Genomic DNA, 16401 nt, shown 5'->3' on the forward strand with positions numbered 1-16401 from the left:
GTTCCGGTCACAGCTTCGGCAAGATGTCGGTCTCCCACGCGGTTCTGCGCTGTTCCGGGGAGAGGTGGCAGGCGACCTTGTGGCCGTTGCCGATGTCCAGCAGCTCCGGCCGTTCGGTCTCGCTGCTGCCGCCGTTCAGGTGGGCGTAGTTGCACCGCGGGTTGAACGGGCACCCGGTCGGCACGTTGATCAGGCTGGGCGGGCTGCCCTTGATCGGGATCAGCCGCTCGGTGCGCTCCCGGTCGATCCGCGGCATCGAGCCGAGCAGGCCCCAGGTGTAGGGGTGCTGCGGCCGCTCGAAGATGTCGTCGGCACTGCTGTACTCGATCGCGCGGCCGGCGTACATCACCTGGATGTCGTCGGCCAGCTCGGCCACGACGCCCAGGTCGTGGGTGATGATGATGACCGCGGAGTTGAACTCGCGCTGCAGGTCCCGGATCAGGTCCAGGATCTGCGCCTGCACGGTGACGTCGAGCGCGGTGGTCGGCTCGTCGGCGATCAGCAGGTCGGGGTCGCACGACAGCGCCATCGCGATCATCGCGCGCTGCCGCATGCCGCCGGAGAACTGGTGCGGGTAGGCGTCCACCCGCTTGTCCGGCTGCGGGATGCCGACCCGGTCGAGCATCGCGATCGCGTGCTTGCGCGCGACCTGCTTGCTGACGTCGTTGTGCACCCGGTAGGCCTCGACGATCTGGTGGCCCACGGTGTAGAAGGGGTGCATCGCCGACAGCGGGTCCTGGAAGATCATCGCCATCCGCTTGCCGCGCAGCTTGCGGACCTCCTCGCGGCTGCTGGAGATCAGGTCCTGCCCGTCGAGAAACACCTCGCCGGAGATCTTGGCCGTGCCGGCCTTGTGCAGGCCCATGATCGACAGACTGGTGACGCTCTTGCCCGAGCCGGACTCCCCCACGATGCCGAGCGTCTTGCCGCGCTCGAGCTGGAAGGAGATGCCGTCGACCGACTTGACCACGCCGTCGTCGGTCGGGAAGTGCACCTTCAGGTCGCGCACGTCGAGGAACGCCTCGCCGCGCTCGATCCGCTGGACGGGGGCTTCAGGTTCGGTCACGAGATTCGCACCCTCGGGTCGACGACGGCGTACAGGAGATCGACGATCAGGTTGGCCAGCACGATGAAGAACGCCGCCACCAGCGTCACGCCGAGCACCTTGGGAAGGTCGTTGGCGCGCAGCGCGATCACGGCGTACTGGCCGATGCCCGGCAGCGAGAACGTCGTCTCGGTCAGGATCGCACCGCCCAGCAGCAGACCGAGGTCGAGTCCGAAGATGGTCAGGATCGGCGTGAGCGCGGATCGCAGACCGTGCTTCATCACGACCGTGCGCTCGGTCAGGCCCTTGGCCCGAGCGGTCCGGACGAAGTCCTCGTTCATCGTCTCGAGCATGCCGGCCCGGGTCAGCCGGGCGTACGCCGCGGCGTACAGGAAGGCCAGCGTGACCCACGGCAGGATCAGGTCGTAGGCCCACCACGCAGGGTTGGCCGCGTCCATCGGATTCGTCCCGCCCTGGGCGGTCCAGCCCAGTCCGTAGCTGAAGATCGACAGCGACAGCAGGCCGGTGAAGAAGATCGGCAGCGAGACACCGGCCAGCGCGACCGACATCAGCGACCGGTCCAGCACCGACCCGCGTTTCAATGCGGAGATGATGCCGGTGCCGACTCCGGTGACCAGCCAGATGAACGCCGCGCCGAAGGCCAGTGACGCGGTCACCGGTAGTCGGTCGACGAGGTCGGGCCAGACCGGTTGCTGGGTCAGGAAGGAGTAACCGAAGCATGGCGCCGGGCAGTGCTCCGTCGCCGGGCCGTAGTTGTACTCCTGCCCGACGAACAGGCCCTTGAGGAAGCGGCCGTACTGCTCGTAGAGAGGGTCGGTGAAGCCGAGCCTGACTGCGGTCTCGTGGATCTGCTCCGCGCCCGCGCTCTTGCCGACGTAACGCGAGGCCAGGTCGTCGGCGCTCGCGCCGCCGAGTTTGGGAACCAGGAAGAAGATCGAGAACGTGACTGCCGTGACGATGAAGAGCAGGACTACTGCTCCGATCACCCGGCGGACCAGATATGCGAACACCGTGCTCGGCGTGGTGGCCGGTGATCATCGCTGATCACCGGCCACCGTCAGCCTTCACCTACCTCTGCTGCGAAATGTTGGTCAGGGCAACCGAGAACTACTTCTGGGCCAGACCGATGCCGGCGTAGTCGTACATGTTCTGGCTGTCGCTCACGTACACGTTGGCCAGCGTGTCCGGCCGGTACAGCAGACCCTTGGCCCAGATGCCCGGCAGCACCGCCGCCTGCTCCATGACCTTCTTGTCGACGTCGACCCAGATCTTCTCGCGCTCGGCCTTGTCGGTGGTCACCAGCGCCTTGTCGACCAGCGCGTCGACCTCGGGGATCCGGATGCCCAGGTTCGTGTTGCCACCGGTGGCCCGGATGGTCCGGCTGTCGACGATCTGGCTCAGGAAGCCGAAGCCGTCCGGCCAGTCAGCACCCCAGCTGTAGACGATCATGCCGAGGTTGTTGGCCTTGGCGTAGTCCGGCTTGCCGGCGTACAGCTTGGTGTAGTCACCGGTCGGGAAGCCCTTCGGGGTGACCTTGATGCCGACCCGCGCCAGCGACTGCTGCAGCGACTCCGCGACCGCCTTCTCCTTCGGCCGGTCGGCCCGGTAGGCGATGTTGGTGCTGAAGCCGGTCGGCATCTTGCAGGCCGTCAGCGCTTCCTTGGCCTTGTCGACGTTGCCGTTCTTGTCGGCCTCGAAGCCGTAGTCGTCGAACTTCTCCGCGCCGGTGACCAGCGGCGGCATCAGGTTCGTGGCGATGTCGCCACCGATCGGGCCGCCGTACGCGCGCTGGTAACCCTCGTGGTCGGCGGCGTACAGGATCGCCTTGCGGCAGTCGATGTTGTCCAGCGGCTTGACCTCGCTGTTGAACACGGTGAAGTTGAGCCGCGGCGCCGGCACGTTGTCGGTGTGCGCCTTGAGCTCCGGGTTCGCCAGCAGCTTGGCCTGCGTCTCGGCCTGGACGCCGGTACCGGCGATGTCGACGTCGAGGTCGCCGGCCTGCAGCCGGTTGTCGATGTCGGGACCGTTGACGTTGTAGGCCACGGTGATCTTGTCCGGCAGCGCCTTACGGCCCGAGTTCGGGTCCGTGGCCGGGTCGTACTGGTCGTTGCGGATCAGCGACAGACCCTTGTTCGGGTCGTGGCTCTCGAACTTGTACGGGCCGGTCGAGATCGGGTGCAGCTGGTACTTCGACCCGGTGTCCTTGGCCTGCGGCACCGGAGCGGTGGCCGGCAGCTGGGCGAAGTAGTCGAAGCCGGAGAACGACTTGTTCAGGTTGAACACGATCGTGTAGTCGTCCGGCGTCTGGATCGCCTTGGCGATGCCTGCCATCGACGGGTCCTTGTAGACGCTGTAGCCCTTCGGCACGTCGAGCAGGAAGTCGTTGAAGTACGTCGGTCCGTTCGGCAGCGTCGCCTTGTCCAGCGAGCGCGCGACGGCGTACTTGACGTCCTTGGCCTTGACCTCGGTGCCGTCCTCGAACTTGACACCCTTGCGGATCTTGTAGGTCCACGTCTTGGCGTCGTTGCTCGGCACACCGGCGGCCTCGGCCAGGTCGGGAACGACCTCGGTGCCCTCAGGACCCGGTGCCGACTTGAAGACCATCAGCGGCCGGACGTAGTTGCGGACCAGGTTCCAGGACAGGCCGTAGTAGGTGTCACCGGGGTCGGTGGAGTCCCACTTCTCGGTGATGGCCATCCGGAGCGTTCCACCCTTTTTGTCGCTCGGGTTGAACACCTTGGTCAGCGCCGCGTTGAACTCGGCCTTGGTGGCGTCACCGCTACCGCTGCCGCCGCCCGACCCTCCGGAGCCGTTTCCGCTGCCCCCGCAAGCCACCAGGCTCAACGCGACGGCCGCACTGACGGCGGTGGCCGTCGTGATGCGATTCCATCTCATCTGTTGTTGCACCCCTTTTTTCGTGAGAGCCAGGCTCCCTGGTTGGGAAGAAGTCTTTAGCGCGAGCGGGGGTCGAGCGCGTCCCTGAGCCCGTCGCCGAACAGGTTGAAGGCCAGCACCGTGACGAAGATGGCCAGGCCGGGCGGGACCATGTACAGCGGAGCGACCTGGTACCAGTTCGCCGCGACCGACAGCATGTCGCCCCAGCTGGCCGTCGGCGGCCGCACGCCCACGCCGAGGTAGGACAGCGCGGCCTCGAACAGCACGTTGGTCGGGATCAGCAGCGTCGCGTAGACCAGGATCGGCGCGATCAGGTTCGGCAGCAGCTCGGTGAACAGGATGTACGGCCGGCGCGCGCCCAGGCTGCGGGCCGCGTCGACGAACTCCCGCTCGCGCAGCGACAGCGTCTGGCCGCGGATGATCCGGCCGATGTAGGGCCAGCTGAAGAAGCCGATGATGAACACGATCAGCGCGACCCGCAGCGGGTCACCGGACAGCCCCAGCACCGAGTCCGGGATCGCGCCGACCAGCGCCAGCGCGAACAGCACCAGCGGGAAGGCCAGGAAGATGTCCATCAAACGGCTGATCAGCGTGTCCACCCAGCCGCCGAAGTAGCCGGCCACGATGCCCATCACGGTGCCGATCACGACCGACAGCAGCGTGGCCAGGAACGCGATCAGCAGCGAGATCCGGGCGCCGTACACGATCCGGGCGAAGATGTCGCGGCCGTTGACCGGCTCGATCCCGAACGGGTGGTCGGCGCTGATCCCGTTCCACTTGCCGATCGGGGTCTGCAGCGAGGGATCGACCAGGTCCTGGTGGAAGTCGTTCGGGGTGACGCCGACGATCTTGCAGATCAGCGGGGCGAAGATCGCGACCACGACCAGCAGCAGCACCACCGCGCCGCCGGCCAGGGCGACCTTGTCGCGCTTGAGCCGCATCCAGGAGATCTGCCACAGCGAGCGGCCCTCGATCTTGCGGACGCCCTCGAGAACGGCTTCCGGCTGCGCCGACGACGATCCGGGTTCGACCTCGAGTGGCGTGCTCACGCGTTGTGTTCCCCTGCCTTGTTGTGGTGACCGGCCGAAACCGGACATGGCTGCCGCCTTAACCTGCCGCCAGAACCGGCCGGAGTCAAACGCGCAAAGTAGGCGTTGCCCGATCGTGATGCCGTGGAGATCGTCCCGTATCGTGGACAGATCTCTGGGTCGCGCGAAGCCTCCGGACAGTTACTTCCGTAACGTCGAGAAGGTCAGGTAGGACAGCTGGTTGAGGATACTGGTTGGATTTTTGATCTCTTTACCGGCCACCACCGTCAGCCGTCCCTGCCACACCGGGATCACCGCGGCGTCATGGGCGATCACGGCCTGCGCCTGCTCCAGCACCTGTTCGCGCTTCAGCTGGTTCTGCTCGGCGACCTCCTGATCGAGCAGCTTGTTCGCCGTTTGCGAGCGGTAACCGTTCTGGTAGATCGCGCCCTCGCGGACGAACGGCACGAGGTAGTCGTCGGAGTCCGGGTAGTCCGGCAGCCAGCCCGAGTGGTACAGGTCGAAGGCGCCACCGCGGGCGAGCTGCTGGTAGCGCGGCCAGGGAACGCTGCGCAGCGTCACCCGGAACAGACCGGACGCCTCCAGTTGCCGCTTCAGCTCGGTCACCTCCGCTTTCGCACCGGCGCCGTACCGGGTGGGCGTCCAGCCGAGCGTCAGCGCAACGGGCGTGGTGATGCCGCCCTCGCGCAGGATCGCCGCGGCGGCCGTCTTGCTGGGTTCCTTGTACTCCGCGCGGAACGCGTCGACGTGACCACCGAACCCCGGCGGCACCACCGAGTACAGCGGTGTCACCTGGTCGCCGTACGCCTTCTTCACGATCGCGGACCGGTCGATCAGCTGCGCCACCGCTCGCCGGACGGCGGGACGGCGGGAAGTCGCCGACTTGAAGTGGAACGAGAAGTAGCGGATCTCGGCCGACGGCGCCTCGACCACCTGGACCTTGTCGCCGGACCGGAGCTTGTCCAGGTCGGTCGCGCCGAACCCGTGGAAGGCCAGATCGGCCTTGCCGGTGGTGACGGCGTCGCTGAGCGCGGCCGAGTCCGGCAGCAGCGTGAGGTCGATGCCGTCGTTCTGCGCGGCCCGCGGGCCCTTGTACTTCCTGAACTTGGTCAGCGCCGCGCTCACCCCCGGCCGGTAGGCCGTCAGCTCGTACGGGCCGCTGCCGACGGCCTTTGCCCCGAGCAACTTGTTGGCCGGGTAGACCTCCTCGTCGACGATCGAGGCGGCCGTGGTGGTCAGCAGGTACGGCAGCCGGGCGTCCGGCTTCTTCAGCGTGAAGGTGGCGGTCAGCTCGTCCGGCGTACTGATCGTGGCGATCGAGCCGAACAAGCCGGCGATCCCGCCCGGCGTCTTCAGCCGCATCATCCGGTCGAAGCTGAACTTCACGTCCGACGACGTCAGCGGATGCCCGTTCGGGAAGGTCAGTCCGCTCTTCAGGCTGCACGTGTAGATCGTCGGCGCGTCGAACTGGCAGTCGGCGGCGTCCGGAACGGGGGTGGGCTTGTCGCCGGTGATCGTCAGCAGGGTCTGGTAGAGATTGGCCTGCAGGGTGCGCGAACCGATCTCGTACGGACCGGCCGGGTCGAGCGAGGTCACGGTGTCGGTCGTGGCGACCTTGAAGGTCAGCTGCCGCGGCGGCTCCCCGGTCTGCTGCGGCGCCGAACCACCGGTCTTGTCGCCGCACGAAGCCAGCGATCCGGCCAGTACGCCGGCGACTGCGACCGCCACCACCCGGCGCTTGGACAACGTCACCACATCCACCCTCTCGTCCCCGGTCCCGCCCCCGCGGGCACCTCAAAGACGGTAGCGCCTCAGCGGAGCAGGTCGCGCAGCGCCTCCGGCGTCAGCGGCTCGAGCGACTTGACGATCAGCCGGCGCGGTGCCTCCGGGATCGTCACCCACTGCGGCACGGCCACGACGAACGCTCCGGCCGCCGTACCGGCCGCGGTGCCGCCCGGGGAGTCCTCGATCACCACGCAGTCGGCCGGGTCGACGCCCAGCGCCTTGGCAGCGGTCAGATACGGCTCCGGGTGCGGCTTGCCGTGCTCCACCTCGTCACCGGCGACGATCACCGTGAACAGGTCGTCGGGCAGGTGCCCCAGCACGGCGTCGATCATCACCCGGTACGACGCGGAGACCAGCGCGCAGGGAATGTCCTCCTTGACGCAGGCCTGCAGCAGCTCCAGCGCCCCGGGCCGGAACTCGATCTCCTGCTTCAGCGACTCCAGCACCTGGCCGAACATCCGCTCGGCCAGCTCTTCGGCGGTGATCGCGCCCTCGGGGATCCGGGACATCCAGGCCACCAGGGCGTCGCTCAGGTCGGAGCCGACCAGGCTGACGCAGTCCTCCAGCGTCCACTGGGCGCCGAGTGAGCCGAGCAGGTCCATCTGCACCCGGGCCCAGACCGGCTCGGAGTCGACCAGCGTGCCGTCCATGTCCCACAGCACCGCGCGCAGCGTCAAGGGAAGTCTCCTCGGATCAAGTCGTGCGGAATCGTGGGTCGGTCGAATTTTAGTCGGTCCCGCCGACACGTTCCGCTGCGCGTGAAACCGGGCGCCCGGGCCACGCACCGTGCGCGCCGGAGACGTAGGCTGGCAGTCCGGTACGAACCCGTGCCGGGAGACGAGTAGGACAGGGGGTGGCGAGTGGTCGACCTCGCGAACCTGCGGGACCCGGTCGTGATCGCCGCGTTCGAGGGCTGGAACGACGCGGCCGACGCGGCCACCGGGGCGGTGGACCACCTGCTCGACGAGTGGGACGCCGAACTGGTCACCGCGATCGACCCCGAGGACTACTACGACTTCCAGGTCAACCGTCCCACCGTCGGGTTCGACGACGACGGCGTACGCCGCCTGACGTGGCCGACCACCCGGGTCTTCCTGGCCCGTCCGGCCGACACCGACCGTGACGTCCTGCTGATCCGCGGCATCGAGCCGAACATGCGCTGGCGCACCTTCTGCCGCGAGCTGCTCGCGCTGGTCGACGAGTCGAACGCGCAACTGGTCGTCGTACTGGGTGCGCTGCTGGCCGACTCGCCGCACACCCGCCCGATCCCGGTCAGCGCGTCGTCGTCCGACCCGGAGCTGACGGCGTCCTGGAGCCTCGAGCCCTCGACGTACGAGGGTCCCACCGGCATCACCGGCGTGTTCGCCGACCTGTGCGGCGCGCTCGGCGTACCGGCGGTGTCGATCTGGTCCGCGATCCCGCACTACATCGCCGGCAGCCCGTGCCCGAAGGCGTCGCTGGCGCTGCTCGGCAAGGTCGAGGCCTTGCTCGACCTGCCAATCCCCGAAGGCGAACTGCCCGAGCTGGCCCGCGCCTGGCAACGCGGCGCCGACGAACTGTCCGAGGAGGACCCCGAGGTCGCCGAGTACGTCGCCAGCCTCGAGGAACAACGCGACACCACCGACCTCCCCGAAGCCTCCGGCGACGCCATCGCCGCCGAGTTCGAGCGCTACCTCCGCCGCCGCAACAAGAACCACCCGGAGTAGCCAACGCTGCGCTGGACCGGCCTCTCTGCCACCAAGGACGGCGTCTCGGAGCGGCACTTCCAGCTGCTCCGAGGTCAGCGCGTCATCCCTGGGGTCATGTGGTCACCGGAGCCGGTCGACCAGCCGCTGCCGATCGTCCTCCTGGACCACGGCGGTAGCGGCCACAAACGAGGAAACCGGCAGCTCGATCTCGCCCGGTGGTTCGCGACCGAGGCCGGAGCCGCCAGTGTCGCGATCGACGGCCCGTACCACGGCGACCGCGCGCTCGAGCCCACCGCTGACTACCAGCGCCGGATGGCCGAACCCGGGATCGAGAAGGTCACCGACGGCATGGTGGCCGACTGGCTCGCGACCCTGGAGGCGGTGACCGGCTTGGACGGCGTCGAGGGCGACCGCGTCGCGTACCTCGGGCTGTCGATGGGCACCCGCTTCGGCCTGCCGTTCGTGGCGGCGGCGGGTTCGCGACTGCGGTGTGCGGTGCTCGGCAAGTTCGGAATGCAGCAGCCGGCCGGGATGCCCGCTGAGATCGACATGAGACCGCGCTTCGCCGCGGATGCGCCCAGGATCACCGTGCCGGTCCTCTTCCACGTGCAGTGGGACGACGAACTGTTCCCGCGGACCGGACAGCTCGCGCTCTTCGACCTGCTGGGGTCACCCGGCAAGCAGCTGATCGGATTTTCGGGGATGCATGCCGAGACCTCGCCGATGGCGGTCGAGGCGTGGCGGGAGTTCGTCAGGCGACACCTCGGCGACTGAGCTCAAAGGTCGCGGCTGGCTGTGGTGATGACCTCGTCGAGCACGGAGCGGGACGTCTGGAGGGCGGCGATGCGTTGGTCGATGCGGTCGCGTTCGGCGGTGAGCTCGGTGACCAGTTTCGGGGTGGCGCGTTCGTTCGGGGCGCCGTCGGGGTCGCGCATGCATGGAAGGAGCTCGGCGATCTTGCGGCTGTTGAGGCCGGCGGCGTACAGCTCCTGGACGAGGATCACGCGGTCGACGGCGCTCGGAGTAGTTGCGCTGGCCGCCGGGTGTGCGCTCGGACACCAGCAGGCCCTGCTGTTCGTAGTACCGCAGGGACCGCTCGCTGACACCCGTCCGCCGGGCCAGTTCTCCGATGCGCATGCGAACGAACCTCCCGAACGGACTTGAACCTGACACTGATGTCAGATTTTACCGTGCCGGTATGACACTCGAACTCTTCGACTACAGCCCCATCACCGAGCGCCCGGCGGTCAGCTGGCCGGACGGCAAGCGGGTCGCGTTCTACGTCGGCCTCAACGTCGAGCACTTCCTCGTCGACCGGCCGTCCACCAGCATCTGGCCGCTCGACCTCGTGCCCGACGCACTCAACTACGGCTGGCGCGACTACGGCGCGCGGGTCGGGATCTGGCGCACGATCGACATCCTCGACCGGCACGGGATCCGGGCCAGCACGCTGCTCAACTCGGCGGTTGCCGAGCACAATCCGCAGATCATCCGGGCCGGCGTCGAGCGGGACTGGGCCTGGCTGGCGCACGGTTCGACGAACTCGATCCTGCACGCCGGCTACGAGCGCGACGAGGAGCGCAAGGTCCTGACCGACATCGCGGACACGATCGAGGCCGCCACGGGCCAGCGCCCGAAGGGCTGGATGGGCCCGGCGCTCACCGAAACCTTCCACACCCCGGCGCTGCTCGCCGAGCTCGGCTTCGGCTACGTGCTCGACTCGACCAACGACGACCAGCCGTACCACCTCAACGTGCCCGGCATGCTCAGCGTCCCGTACACGGTCGAGCTGAACGACCTCGGCCTGTTCCTGCGCGGCCTGACCGGCCCGGACTTCCTGCAGATGGTCAAGGACCAGTACGACGTACTGCGGGCCGACTCCGAGCACAGCGGCCGGGTGATGGCCCTGGCGCTGCATCCGTTCGTCATCGGCCAGCCGTTCCGCGCGAAGTACCTGGACCTGGCGCTGGAGTACCTGGCCGCTCAGCCCGACGTCTGGCTGACCACCAGCGACGAGATCGCCGATGCCTATCGACTGCAGGAGGGGTCACATACTGTGGCGTAACCATCGCAATAGTCCTATCCTCGTCGGGCGACGGCAGCCCGCCGAGGGACGACGGAGAGCGGAAATGGGCAGGGCAGCACGCAACCAGCGGGGTGGTAGTTCCGTCCCGGCGCTTGCCGTGCTCGCGCTGCTGGGCGGCGCCGGGGTGTTCGCGCTGCTCGACGACGGCACGCCCGACGTCGATCTGACCACGCTCGCCGCCTCGTCGACCCACGCCACGATCAGCGCCGCACCGCTGGACAACCAGCCCTTCGCCGGGACCGACGGAGTGGTCGTGCACCCCCGCGAGGAGACGGCCGTCTACTCGGCGCCGGACGCGGAGCCGTTCGCCAAGATCGGGCCGACCCAGTTCGGGGCGACGTGGCTGCCGGTGGTTGAGCGGACCGACGGGTGGGTGCGGGTGCTGCTGCCGTCGAAGCCGAACCGATCGACCGGATGGCTGCGGGACGAGGACCTCGAGCAGGCCTCCTCGCCGTACCTGATCCGCGTGCACACCGGGTCGCGCACGCTGGAGCTGTTCGAGCGCGGCAAGCGGCTCGGGAAATGGAAAGCCGGCGTCGGAGCACGAACGACGCCGACGCCGCCCGGGCGGACCTTCCTGCTCGGGTCGATCATCGACCCGAAACGCTCGGCCTCGCCGGTGGTGCTGCCGCTCGGGGCACACAGCCCGACGCTCGACACGTTCGGCGGTGGTCCCGGCACCGTCGCGATCCACGGCTGGCCCCGGCCGGACGTCTTCGGCGCCGCGGTCAGCGCCGGTTGTGTCCGCGTACCGCGGACCGCGCTCGACCGCCTGCAGCGCGTCCCGCTCGGGACGCTCGTCTTGATCGACAGCTTATGAGTCCAAGGGTGAGGATCTCCCAGATGCGACGAAACATCGTCCCGACGGCGTTGACGGCCACGGCCGTGACCGGGCTGGTGGCCCTGACAGTGGTGGCCAGTGCCCCGGCGGGCAACGCGGCCGACCGGCCGTCCTCGGCGTACGCGATCGGCGCCGACGGGCAGGTGCCGATCAACAAGACCCCGTACGTCGAATCGCGAGACGGGCGCGAGCGCAGTTCCTCGGCGTTCGAGCTGCCGAAGAACGCGCTGCTGTCCGCGCGGACCGCGACCGTCACGGCCGGCAACGACAAGGCCTCGGTCGAGCTGCTCGACGTGACCATCGGAAAGGGCGCGCTCGATCAGGTGAAGCTGCCGCCGGACCTGAAGAAGTCCTGCGCCTCGCTCCCGGCCACGGGCGCCGAGGACCTGCCGGTACCGGATCTCCCGCTGCCAGACCTCGGCCTGCCGCTGCCGGACCTGACCACGGTCGACCTCCCCGCGAAGAACCTCCCCCAGCTGTGCGACCTGCTGCTGACGCCGCCCAGCTCGGTGCTCGGCATCGACTCGGTCAACGTCTGGTGTGCCGGCGATCGCGGCGGGGTCGACATCGGCTCGCTGACCCTGCTCGGTCAGCGCATCCAGGTCCCGAGCACCGAGCAGGGCGCGGTCATCCCCGCCGCGCCGCTGGCCACCGTCACGGTCAACGAGCAGGCGCAACGCGCGGACGGCTCGTTCACGATCACCGGCCTGACCATCAACCTCGGCGACGGCGCCCAGGTGATCCGGCTCGCCTCTGCCACCTGCGCCAAGCCGGCCGCCGCAGCGAAGCCAACTCCGAAGCCGACCGAGCGGCCCGTCCCGGTGCCGGCGACCGATGTCGGTTTCCCGCCGCCGGCGCCGGTGCCGACGCCGGTCAAGACGCACCACCCGGTCACCGGCTGACCGGGGTCCGCCGTCAGGACAGCTCGGGATACCTCGCCCGGACGTCGCCCGGCAGGCCGGCCTTGGTCGCCACCGCGGCGTCGTCGGCGAGGATCTCCAGCAGGTCCTGCTCGACTCCGTCGAGAACGGTCCGGACCACCTCGGCCGGATCGTTTTTCGGCACGTCCCAGCCCGCCATCATGTCGGTGTCGGTCGCGCCGAGGATCACGCCGGCGACCAGCGTGCCCTGCCCGGCGAGCTCCAGCCGGGCGCTCTCGGTCAGGCTCCACTGGGCCGCCTTCGCCGCGGCGTACCCGCCGGAGCCGGGGAACGTCCGCCAGGACAGCACCGACAGCAGGTTGACGATCGCGCCGCCGCCGTTGCCGCCGAGCACCGGCGCGAAGGCGCGGATCATCGACAGTGTGCCGAAGAAGTGGGTGTCGAGCTCGCGGCGGATCTCGCCGAGATCACCGGTCATCAGCGGCTGCGGTGTCGTGATGCCGGCGTTGTTGATCAGCACGTCGACGTCCCCGGCGGCACGGGCGGCGGCCGCGACCGCGTCCGGGTCGGTGATGTCGAGCGGCAGCACCTCGACACCGGGCAGGTCGACCTGCTCGGGCCTGCGGGCGGTGGCGTAGACCTTCTTCGCGCCGCGCTCCAGCAGCGCGGTGGCGAAGTGCCGGCCGAGGCCGCGGTTGGCGCCGGTGACCAGGGCGGTGCTTCCGGACAGTTTCACAGCTTGTGCTCCTTGGGTGCGTGGTTGGTGAAACCCACCGTAGGAGCGGCCGTTGCACCGGACGATGATCATTCGGCGCACATTCATAACCGCTTGGTGCACAACGAGCTAGGGTTGACGGCATGGACCTGCTCGCGGACGTGCTCGCTGTCGGAGGGGTGCGAGGCGCCCTCGGCGCCCGGATGGAGGGCGCCGACCCCTGGGCCCTGAACTGGACCGGCATTCCCGGTGCGGCGTTCTACGCGCTCACGACCGGTTCCGCCTGGCTCACGGTGCCGGGCCACGAACCGCTGCGACTGCTGCCTGGCGACGTCGTCCTCCTGCCGACCGGCGCCGGCCACACCATCGGCAGCACTCCCGGCGCCAAGGCTCCCGGGTGTGACGCGGCCGCCGCCGCGCATGCCCGGCTCACCGGCGACGTGCTGCGGTTCGGCAACGGCGAGGTCCAGAGCCATCTGCTCGCCGCCACCTACTCACACGACCCGGCCGTCTCGACCCAGGTCCTCAGCCAACTGCCGGAGATCGTGCATCTCCCGGCGGATCCCTGCGGCAGCTGTCTCGACGACACCGTCCGGCTGCTGGCTCGCGAGCTCGCCCACCCACAGCTCGCCACGGCCGTCGTTCTCGATCGGCTGGTCGACATCTTGCTGATCCAGTTCCTCCGCGTCTGGCTCGCGCGCCGGCCGGAGGAGGCGAAGGAGACGTGGCTGGGCGTGCTCGACGACCCGATGCTGAGCGCCGCCTTGACCAAGCTGCACACGGATCCGGCTCGCGCGTGGACCACCGAACAACTCGCGGCCGAGCTCGGGGTCTCCCGCGCGACGCTCACCCGCCGCTTCGCCAGTACGACGGGCCAGGCGCCCGGCGCCTACCTCACCCAATGGCGGATGGACCTCGCCGCCCGCCGCCTGCGCGACACCACCGACACACTGGACGCGATCGCCCGCTCGGTCGGCTACACCTCGGCGTACGCGTTCAGCCGAGCGTTCAGCCGCTCCCGCGGCCAGTCCCCCGGCCGGTACCGTCTCACCGCCCGCGCCGCCGCCGAGGCGACGGACGCGTACAGCACCGCCTGACCGCCGTCATCCGCTCCCCAGGTGCGGTGCCGCGGCGTCGGGTCAGAGCTTGATGCCGAGCAGGGCGTCGACAGCCTGCGCGACCAAGGCTGCCGACTCGGGGTCGTCGCCGTTGGACTCGGCCCAGGCGTCGACGGCCGCGAGAGCCGCCGCGGTGTCGAGGTCGTCGGTCAGCGCGGCCCGCAGCGCGTCGACGGTCGCGGCGCCGTCGGGACCGGTGCCGCGGGTGATCGCGCCGCGCCAGACGTCGAGCCGGTTCTGCGCGTCGAGCAGGTCGGAGTCGGTCCAGAACCAGTCGGTCCGGTAGTGGTGCGCGAGCAGCGCCAGCCGGATCGCCATCGGGTCGGAACCGGCCTGGCGCTCACGCGACACCAGGACCAGGTTGCCCTTCGACTTCGACATCTTCTCGCCGTCCAGGCCGACCATCGCCTGGTGCACGTAGGCCCGAGCGAACGGGAACTGCCCGGTCGCCACCTGCGCGCCACTGGCCGACATCTCGTGATGCGGGAAGATCAGGTCGCTGCCGCCGCCCTGGACGTCGAACGTCATCCCGAGGTGCTTCAGTGCGATCGCCGAGCACTCGACGTGCCAGCCCGGCCGGCCGCGGCCGAACGGCGAGTCCCAGGCCGGCTCACCCGGACGCTCCGCACGCCACAGCAGGCTGTCGAGCGGGTCCCGCTTGCCCTCACGCTCCGGATCGCCACCGCGCTCGGCGAACAGCGCGCGCATCGTCTCCCCGTTGTAGTTCGACACGCTGCCGAACGCCGGATCGGCCTTGACCGCGAAGTACAGGTCCTCGTCGACGGAGTACACGGCGCCCGCGCGTTGCAGGTCCGCGATCGCGTCGCTGACCAGGTCGATCGACTCGACCACGCCGACGTACTCCTGCGGCGGGATCACCCGCAGCGCGGTCATGTCGTCGCGGAACAGCTGGATCTCCCGCTCGGCCAGGTCGGTCCACTCGACCCCGGTCGCGGTCGCCCGCTCCAGCAGCGGGTCGTCGACGTCGGTGATGTTCTGCGTGTAGTGCACGGCGTACCCGGCGTCGCGCCAGAGCCGGTTGATCAGGTCGAAGGTGACGTACGTCGCCGCGTGGCCCATGTGGGTGGCGTCGTACGGCGTGATGCCGCAGACGTACATCCGGGCCGTTCCGTCCTCGCCGGGCGGCACCTCGACCAGGCCGCCGGACGCGGTGTCGTAGAGGCGAAGACGCCGGGCCGGCCCGGGTACGACCGGGATATCTGGATTCGTCCACGCCTGCATGGGACGGAGCCTATCCAGTCAGCGAACCGGCCCGGCCCGGAGGTTCCACTCTCCGGTCCTCCGGGCCTTTTCCGCCGCTCACCATCAACCCCGCATCACCCTCGACCTTCCGGTGACGGTGAGCCCGCGAACACCCGCTCGGCGTACGCCGCGAAGGTGCCCGGCCGCCGGCCCAGCACCTGCTCGACGCCGTCGGCCGGCTTGCTCAGGTGACCGGCCCGCATCAGCGTGAACATCGCGTCGAGGATGTGCACGAACTCGTCCGGATATCCCTCGGCCACCAGTTCTTCGACGTACTGCTCGGGCGTCAGCTCGACGTACTCGATCGGCTTGGTCAACGCGCCGATCACCTCGGTCGCCTCGGCGAAGGTCAGCGACTCCGGCCCCGAGATGTCGTAGATCCGGCCCGAGTGCCCGTCCTGGGTGAGCACCGCGGCCGCCACGCCGGCCACGTCCTCGATGTCGACGAACGGCTCCCCCACGGCACCCATCGGCAGCGCCAGCCGGCCGGCCGTGATCGGGGCCGCCCAGACGTCCTCGGAGAAGTTCTGGTCGAAGTTGTTGGCCCGCAGGATCGTCCACTCGGCACCCGACGCGACGACGGCCCGTTCGGCCTCGACCATGCCCGGACCGAACACCCCCGGCGAACCGTCCGGCTGTGGCCGCAACGTCTCCGCGGCCCGGTCGATCCCCCGCCCGGACAGTACGGCGAACCGCCGCACCCCCGCCGCCACCGCCTCGGTCACGAACGGCTCGATCACCTCCGGCTCCTCCGGGGCCACGACGTACACCGCCGTCACACCCCGGACGGCGTCCGCCCACGTCGACCGGTCGTGCCAGTCGAACCGGGTCTCCCCCGACCGCGACGCCGCCCGCACCTCGACGCCGTTCGCCCGCAACCGCGGAACCAGCCGGCGCCCTGTCTTACCCGTTGCCCCCAGCACCAAAATCGTCATGGTCCGAGTCAAGCCCGGCGGCACGCCCGGCCCCATGGGCGAGCGTCCGGACCCCATGTCTGTCCGTCCCATCCGCCCC

Annotated in this window: 16 protein-coding genes and 1 pseudogene; 6 read left to right on the forward strand and 11 right to left on the reverse strand. The window is 69.3% G+C overall.

Translation table 11 applies throughout. The features are described from left to right. Positions 1-7 precede the first annotated feature (7 nt). The 6 genes from ACQPXM_RS21935 to ACQPXM_RS21960 form a co-directional block, all read right to left on the reverse strand. On the reverse strand, positions 8-1066 hold the full coding sequence (locus ACQPXM_RS21935; protein WP_432935951.1) for an ABC transporter ATP-binding protein: 1059 nt from the start codon (positions 1064-1066) through the stop codon (positions 8-10). After that, on the reverse strand, positions 1063-2076 hold the full coding sequence (locus ACQPXM_RS21940) for an ABC transporter permease (protein WP_432935954.1): 1014 nt from the start codon (positions 2074-2076) through the stop codon (positions 1063-1065). The genes ACQPXM_RS21935 and ACQPXM_RS21940 overlap by 4 nt, the downstream gene beginning before the upstream one ends. A 97-nt stretch (positions 2077-2173) precedes the next feature. Further along, positions 2174-3961 (reverse strand): ABC transporter substrate-binding protein, encoded by a 1788-nt coding sequence (locus ACQPXM_RS21945; RefSeq protein ID WP_432935956.1) that lies wholly within the window; start codon positions 3959-3961, stop codon positions 2174-2176. A 56-nt stretch (positions 3962-4017) separates the two neighbouring features. Continuing rightward, positions 4018-5010 carry an ABC transporter permease gene (locus ACQPXM_RS21950; protein WP_432935959.1) on the reverse strand — a complete coding sequence of 331 codons (993 nt, stop codon included), beginning with the start codon at positions 5008-5010 and terminating at the stop codon, positions 4018-4020. A gap of 180 nt (positions 5011-5190) precedes the next feature. Further along, positions 5191-6762: an ABC transporter substrate-binding protein gene (locus ACQPXM_RS21955; protein WP_432935961.1), complete on the reverse strand. Its 1572-nt coding sequence runs from the start codon at positions 6760-6762 to the stop codon at positions 5191-5193. A gap of 59 nt (positions 6763-6821) precedes the next feature. After that, the gene (locus ACQPXM_RS21960; RefSeq protein WP_432935964.1) at positions 6822-7472 is read right to left on the reverse strand and encodes an HAD family hydrolase; all 651 of its coding nucleotides are present in this window, start codon (positions 7470-7472) and stop codon (positions 6822-6824) included. A gap of 183 nt (positions 7473-7655) precedes the next feature. On the opposite strand from ACQPXM_RS21960, the gene ACQPXM_RS21965 reads away from it, so the two are divergent. Continuing rightward, on the forward strand, positions 7656-8501 hold the full coding sequence (locus ACQPXM_RS21965; RefSeq protein WP_432935966.1) for a PAC2 family protein: 846 nt from the start codon (positions 7656-7658) through the stop codon (positions 8499-8501). Between the two features lie 96 nt (positions 8502-8597). Further along, positions 8598-9257, forward strand: coding sequence for a hypothetical protein (locus ACQPXM_RS21970; RefSeq protein WP_432935969.1), 660 nt, complete (start codon positions 8598-8600; stop codon positions 9255-9257). Between the two features lie 2 nt (positions 9258-9259). Here the strand turns inward: ACQPXM_RS21970 and ACQPXM_RS21975 are convergent, their stop codons facing one another. After that, the gene (locus ACQPXM_RS21975) at positions 9260-9487 is read right to left on the reverse strand and encodes a hypothetical protein (protein WP_432951193.1); all 228 of its coding nucleotides are present in this window, start codon (positions 9485-9487) and stop codon (positions 9260-9262) included. Positions 9488-9554: 67 nt separating this feature from the next. Further along, positions 9555-9620: pseudogene (locus ACQPXM_RS21980) on the reverse strand (MerR family DNA-binding transcriptional regulator); the annotation flags it as partial. Between the two features lie 61 nt (positions 9621-9681). Between ACQPXM_RS21980 and ACQPXM_RS21985 the strand changes: the two are divergent. The 3 genes from ACQPXM_RS21985 (at position 9682) to ACQPXM_RS21995 (ending at position 12312) form a co-directional block, all read left to right on the forward strand. Further along, on the forward strand, positions 9682-10548 hold the full coding sequence (locus ACQPXM_RS21985; protein ID WP_432935971.1) for a polysaccharide deacetylase family protein: 867 nt from the start codon (positions 9682-9684) through the stop codon (positions 10546-10548). 64 nt (positions 10549-10612) lie between these two features. Further along, positions 10613-11389, forward strand: coding sequence for a L,D-transpeptidase (locus ACQPXM_RS21990; RefSeq protein WP_432935974.1), 777 nt, complete (start codon positions 10613-10615; stop codon positions 11387-11389). Between the two features lie 23 nt (positions 11390-11412). After that, a complete protein-coding gene (locus ACQPXM_RS21995) occupies positions 11413-12312 on the forward strand; it encodes a hypothetical protein (protein WP_432935976.1) in 900 nt (299 codons plus the stop codon). Positions 12313-12325: 13 nt separating this feature from the next. Here ACQPXM_RS21995 and ACQPXM_RS22000 read toward each other — a convergent pair whose 3' ends face one another. After that, positions 12326-13027 (reverse strand): SDR family oxidoreductase, encoded by a 702-nt coding sequence (locus ACQPXM_RS22000; protein ID WP_432935978.1) that lies wholly within the window; start codon positions 13025-13027, stop codon positions 12326-12328. Positions 13028-13149: 122 nt separating this feature from the next. Between ACQPXM_RS22000 and ACQPXM_RS22005 the strand changes: the two genes are divergently transcribed. Beyond that, the gene (locus tag ACQPXM_RS22005; RefSeq protein ID WP_432935980.1) at positions 13150-14103 is read left to right on the forward strand and encodes an AraC family transcriptional regulator; all 954 of its coding nucleotides are present in this window, start codon (positions 13150-13152) and stop codon (positions 14101-14103) included. A 42-nt stretch (positions 14104-14145) separates the two neighbouring features. On the opposite strand, the gene mshC is transcribed toward ACQPXM_RS22005, so the two are convergent. Together mshC and ACQPXM_RS22015 are read right to left on the reverse strand one after the other, a co-directional pair. Continuing rightward, positions 14146-15366, reverse strand: coding sequence for a cysteine--1-D-myo-inosityl 2-amino-2-deoxy-alpha-D-glucopyranoside ligase (gene mshC / locus ACQPXM_RS22010; protein ID WP_432935982.1), 1221 nt, complete (start codon positions 15364-15366; stop codon positions 14146-14148). A 95-nt stretch (positions 15367-15461) separates the two neighbouring features. Beyond that, the gene (locus ACQPXM_RS22015) at positions 15462-16322 is read right to left on the reverse strand and encodes an NAD(P)H-binding protein (protein WP_432935984.1); all 861 of its coding nucleotides are present in this window, start codon (positions 16320-16322) and stop codon (positions 15462-15464) included. Positions 16323-16401 lie beyond the last annotated feature (79 nt).

The sequence above is a fragment of the Kribbella sp. CA-253562 genome, from assembly GCF_050942265.1.
Lineage (GTDB): Bacteria > Actinomycetota > Actinomycetes > Propionibacteriales > Kribbellaceae > Kribbella.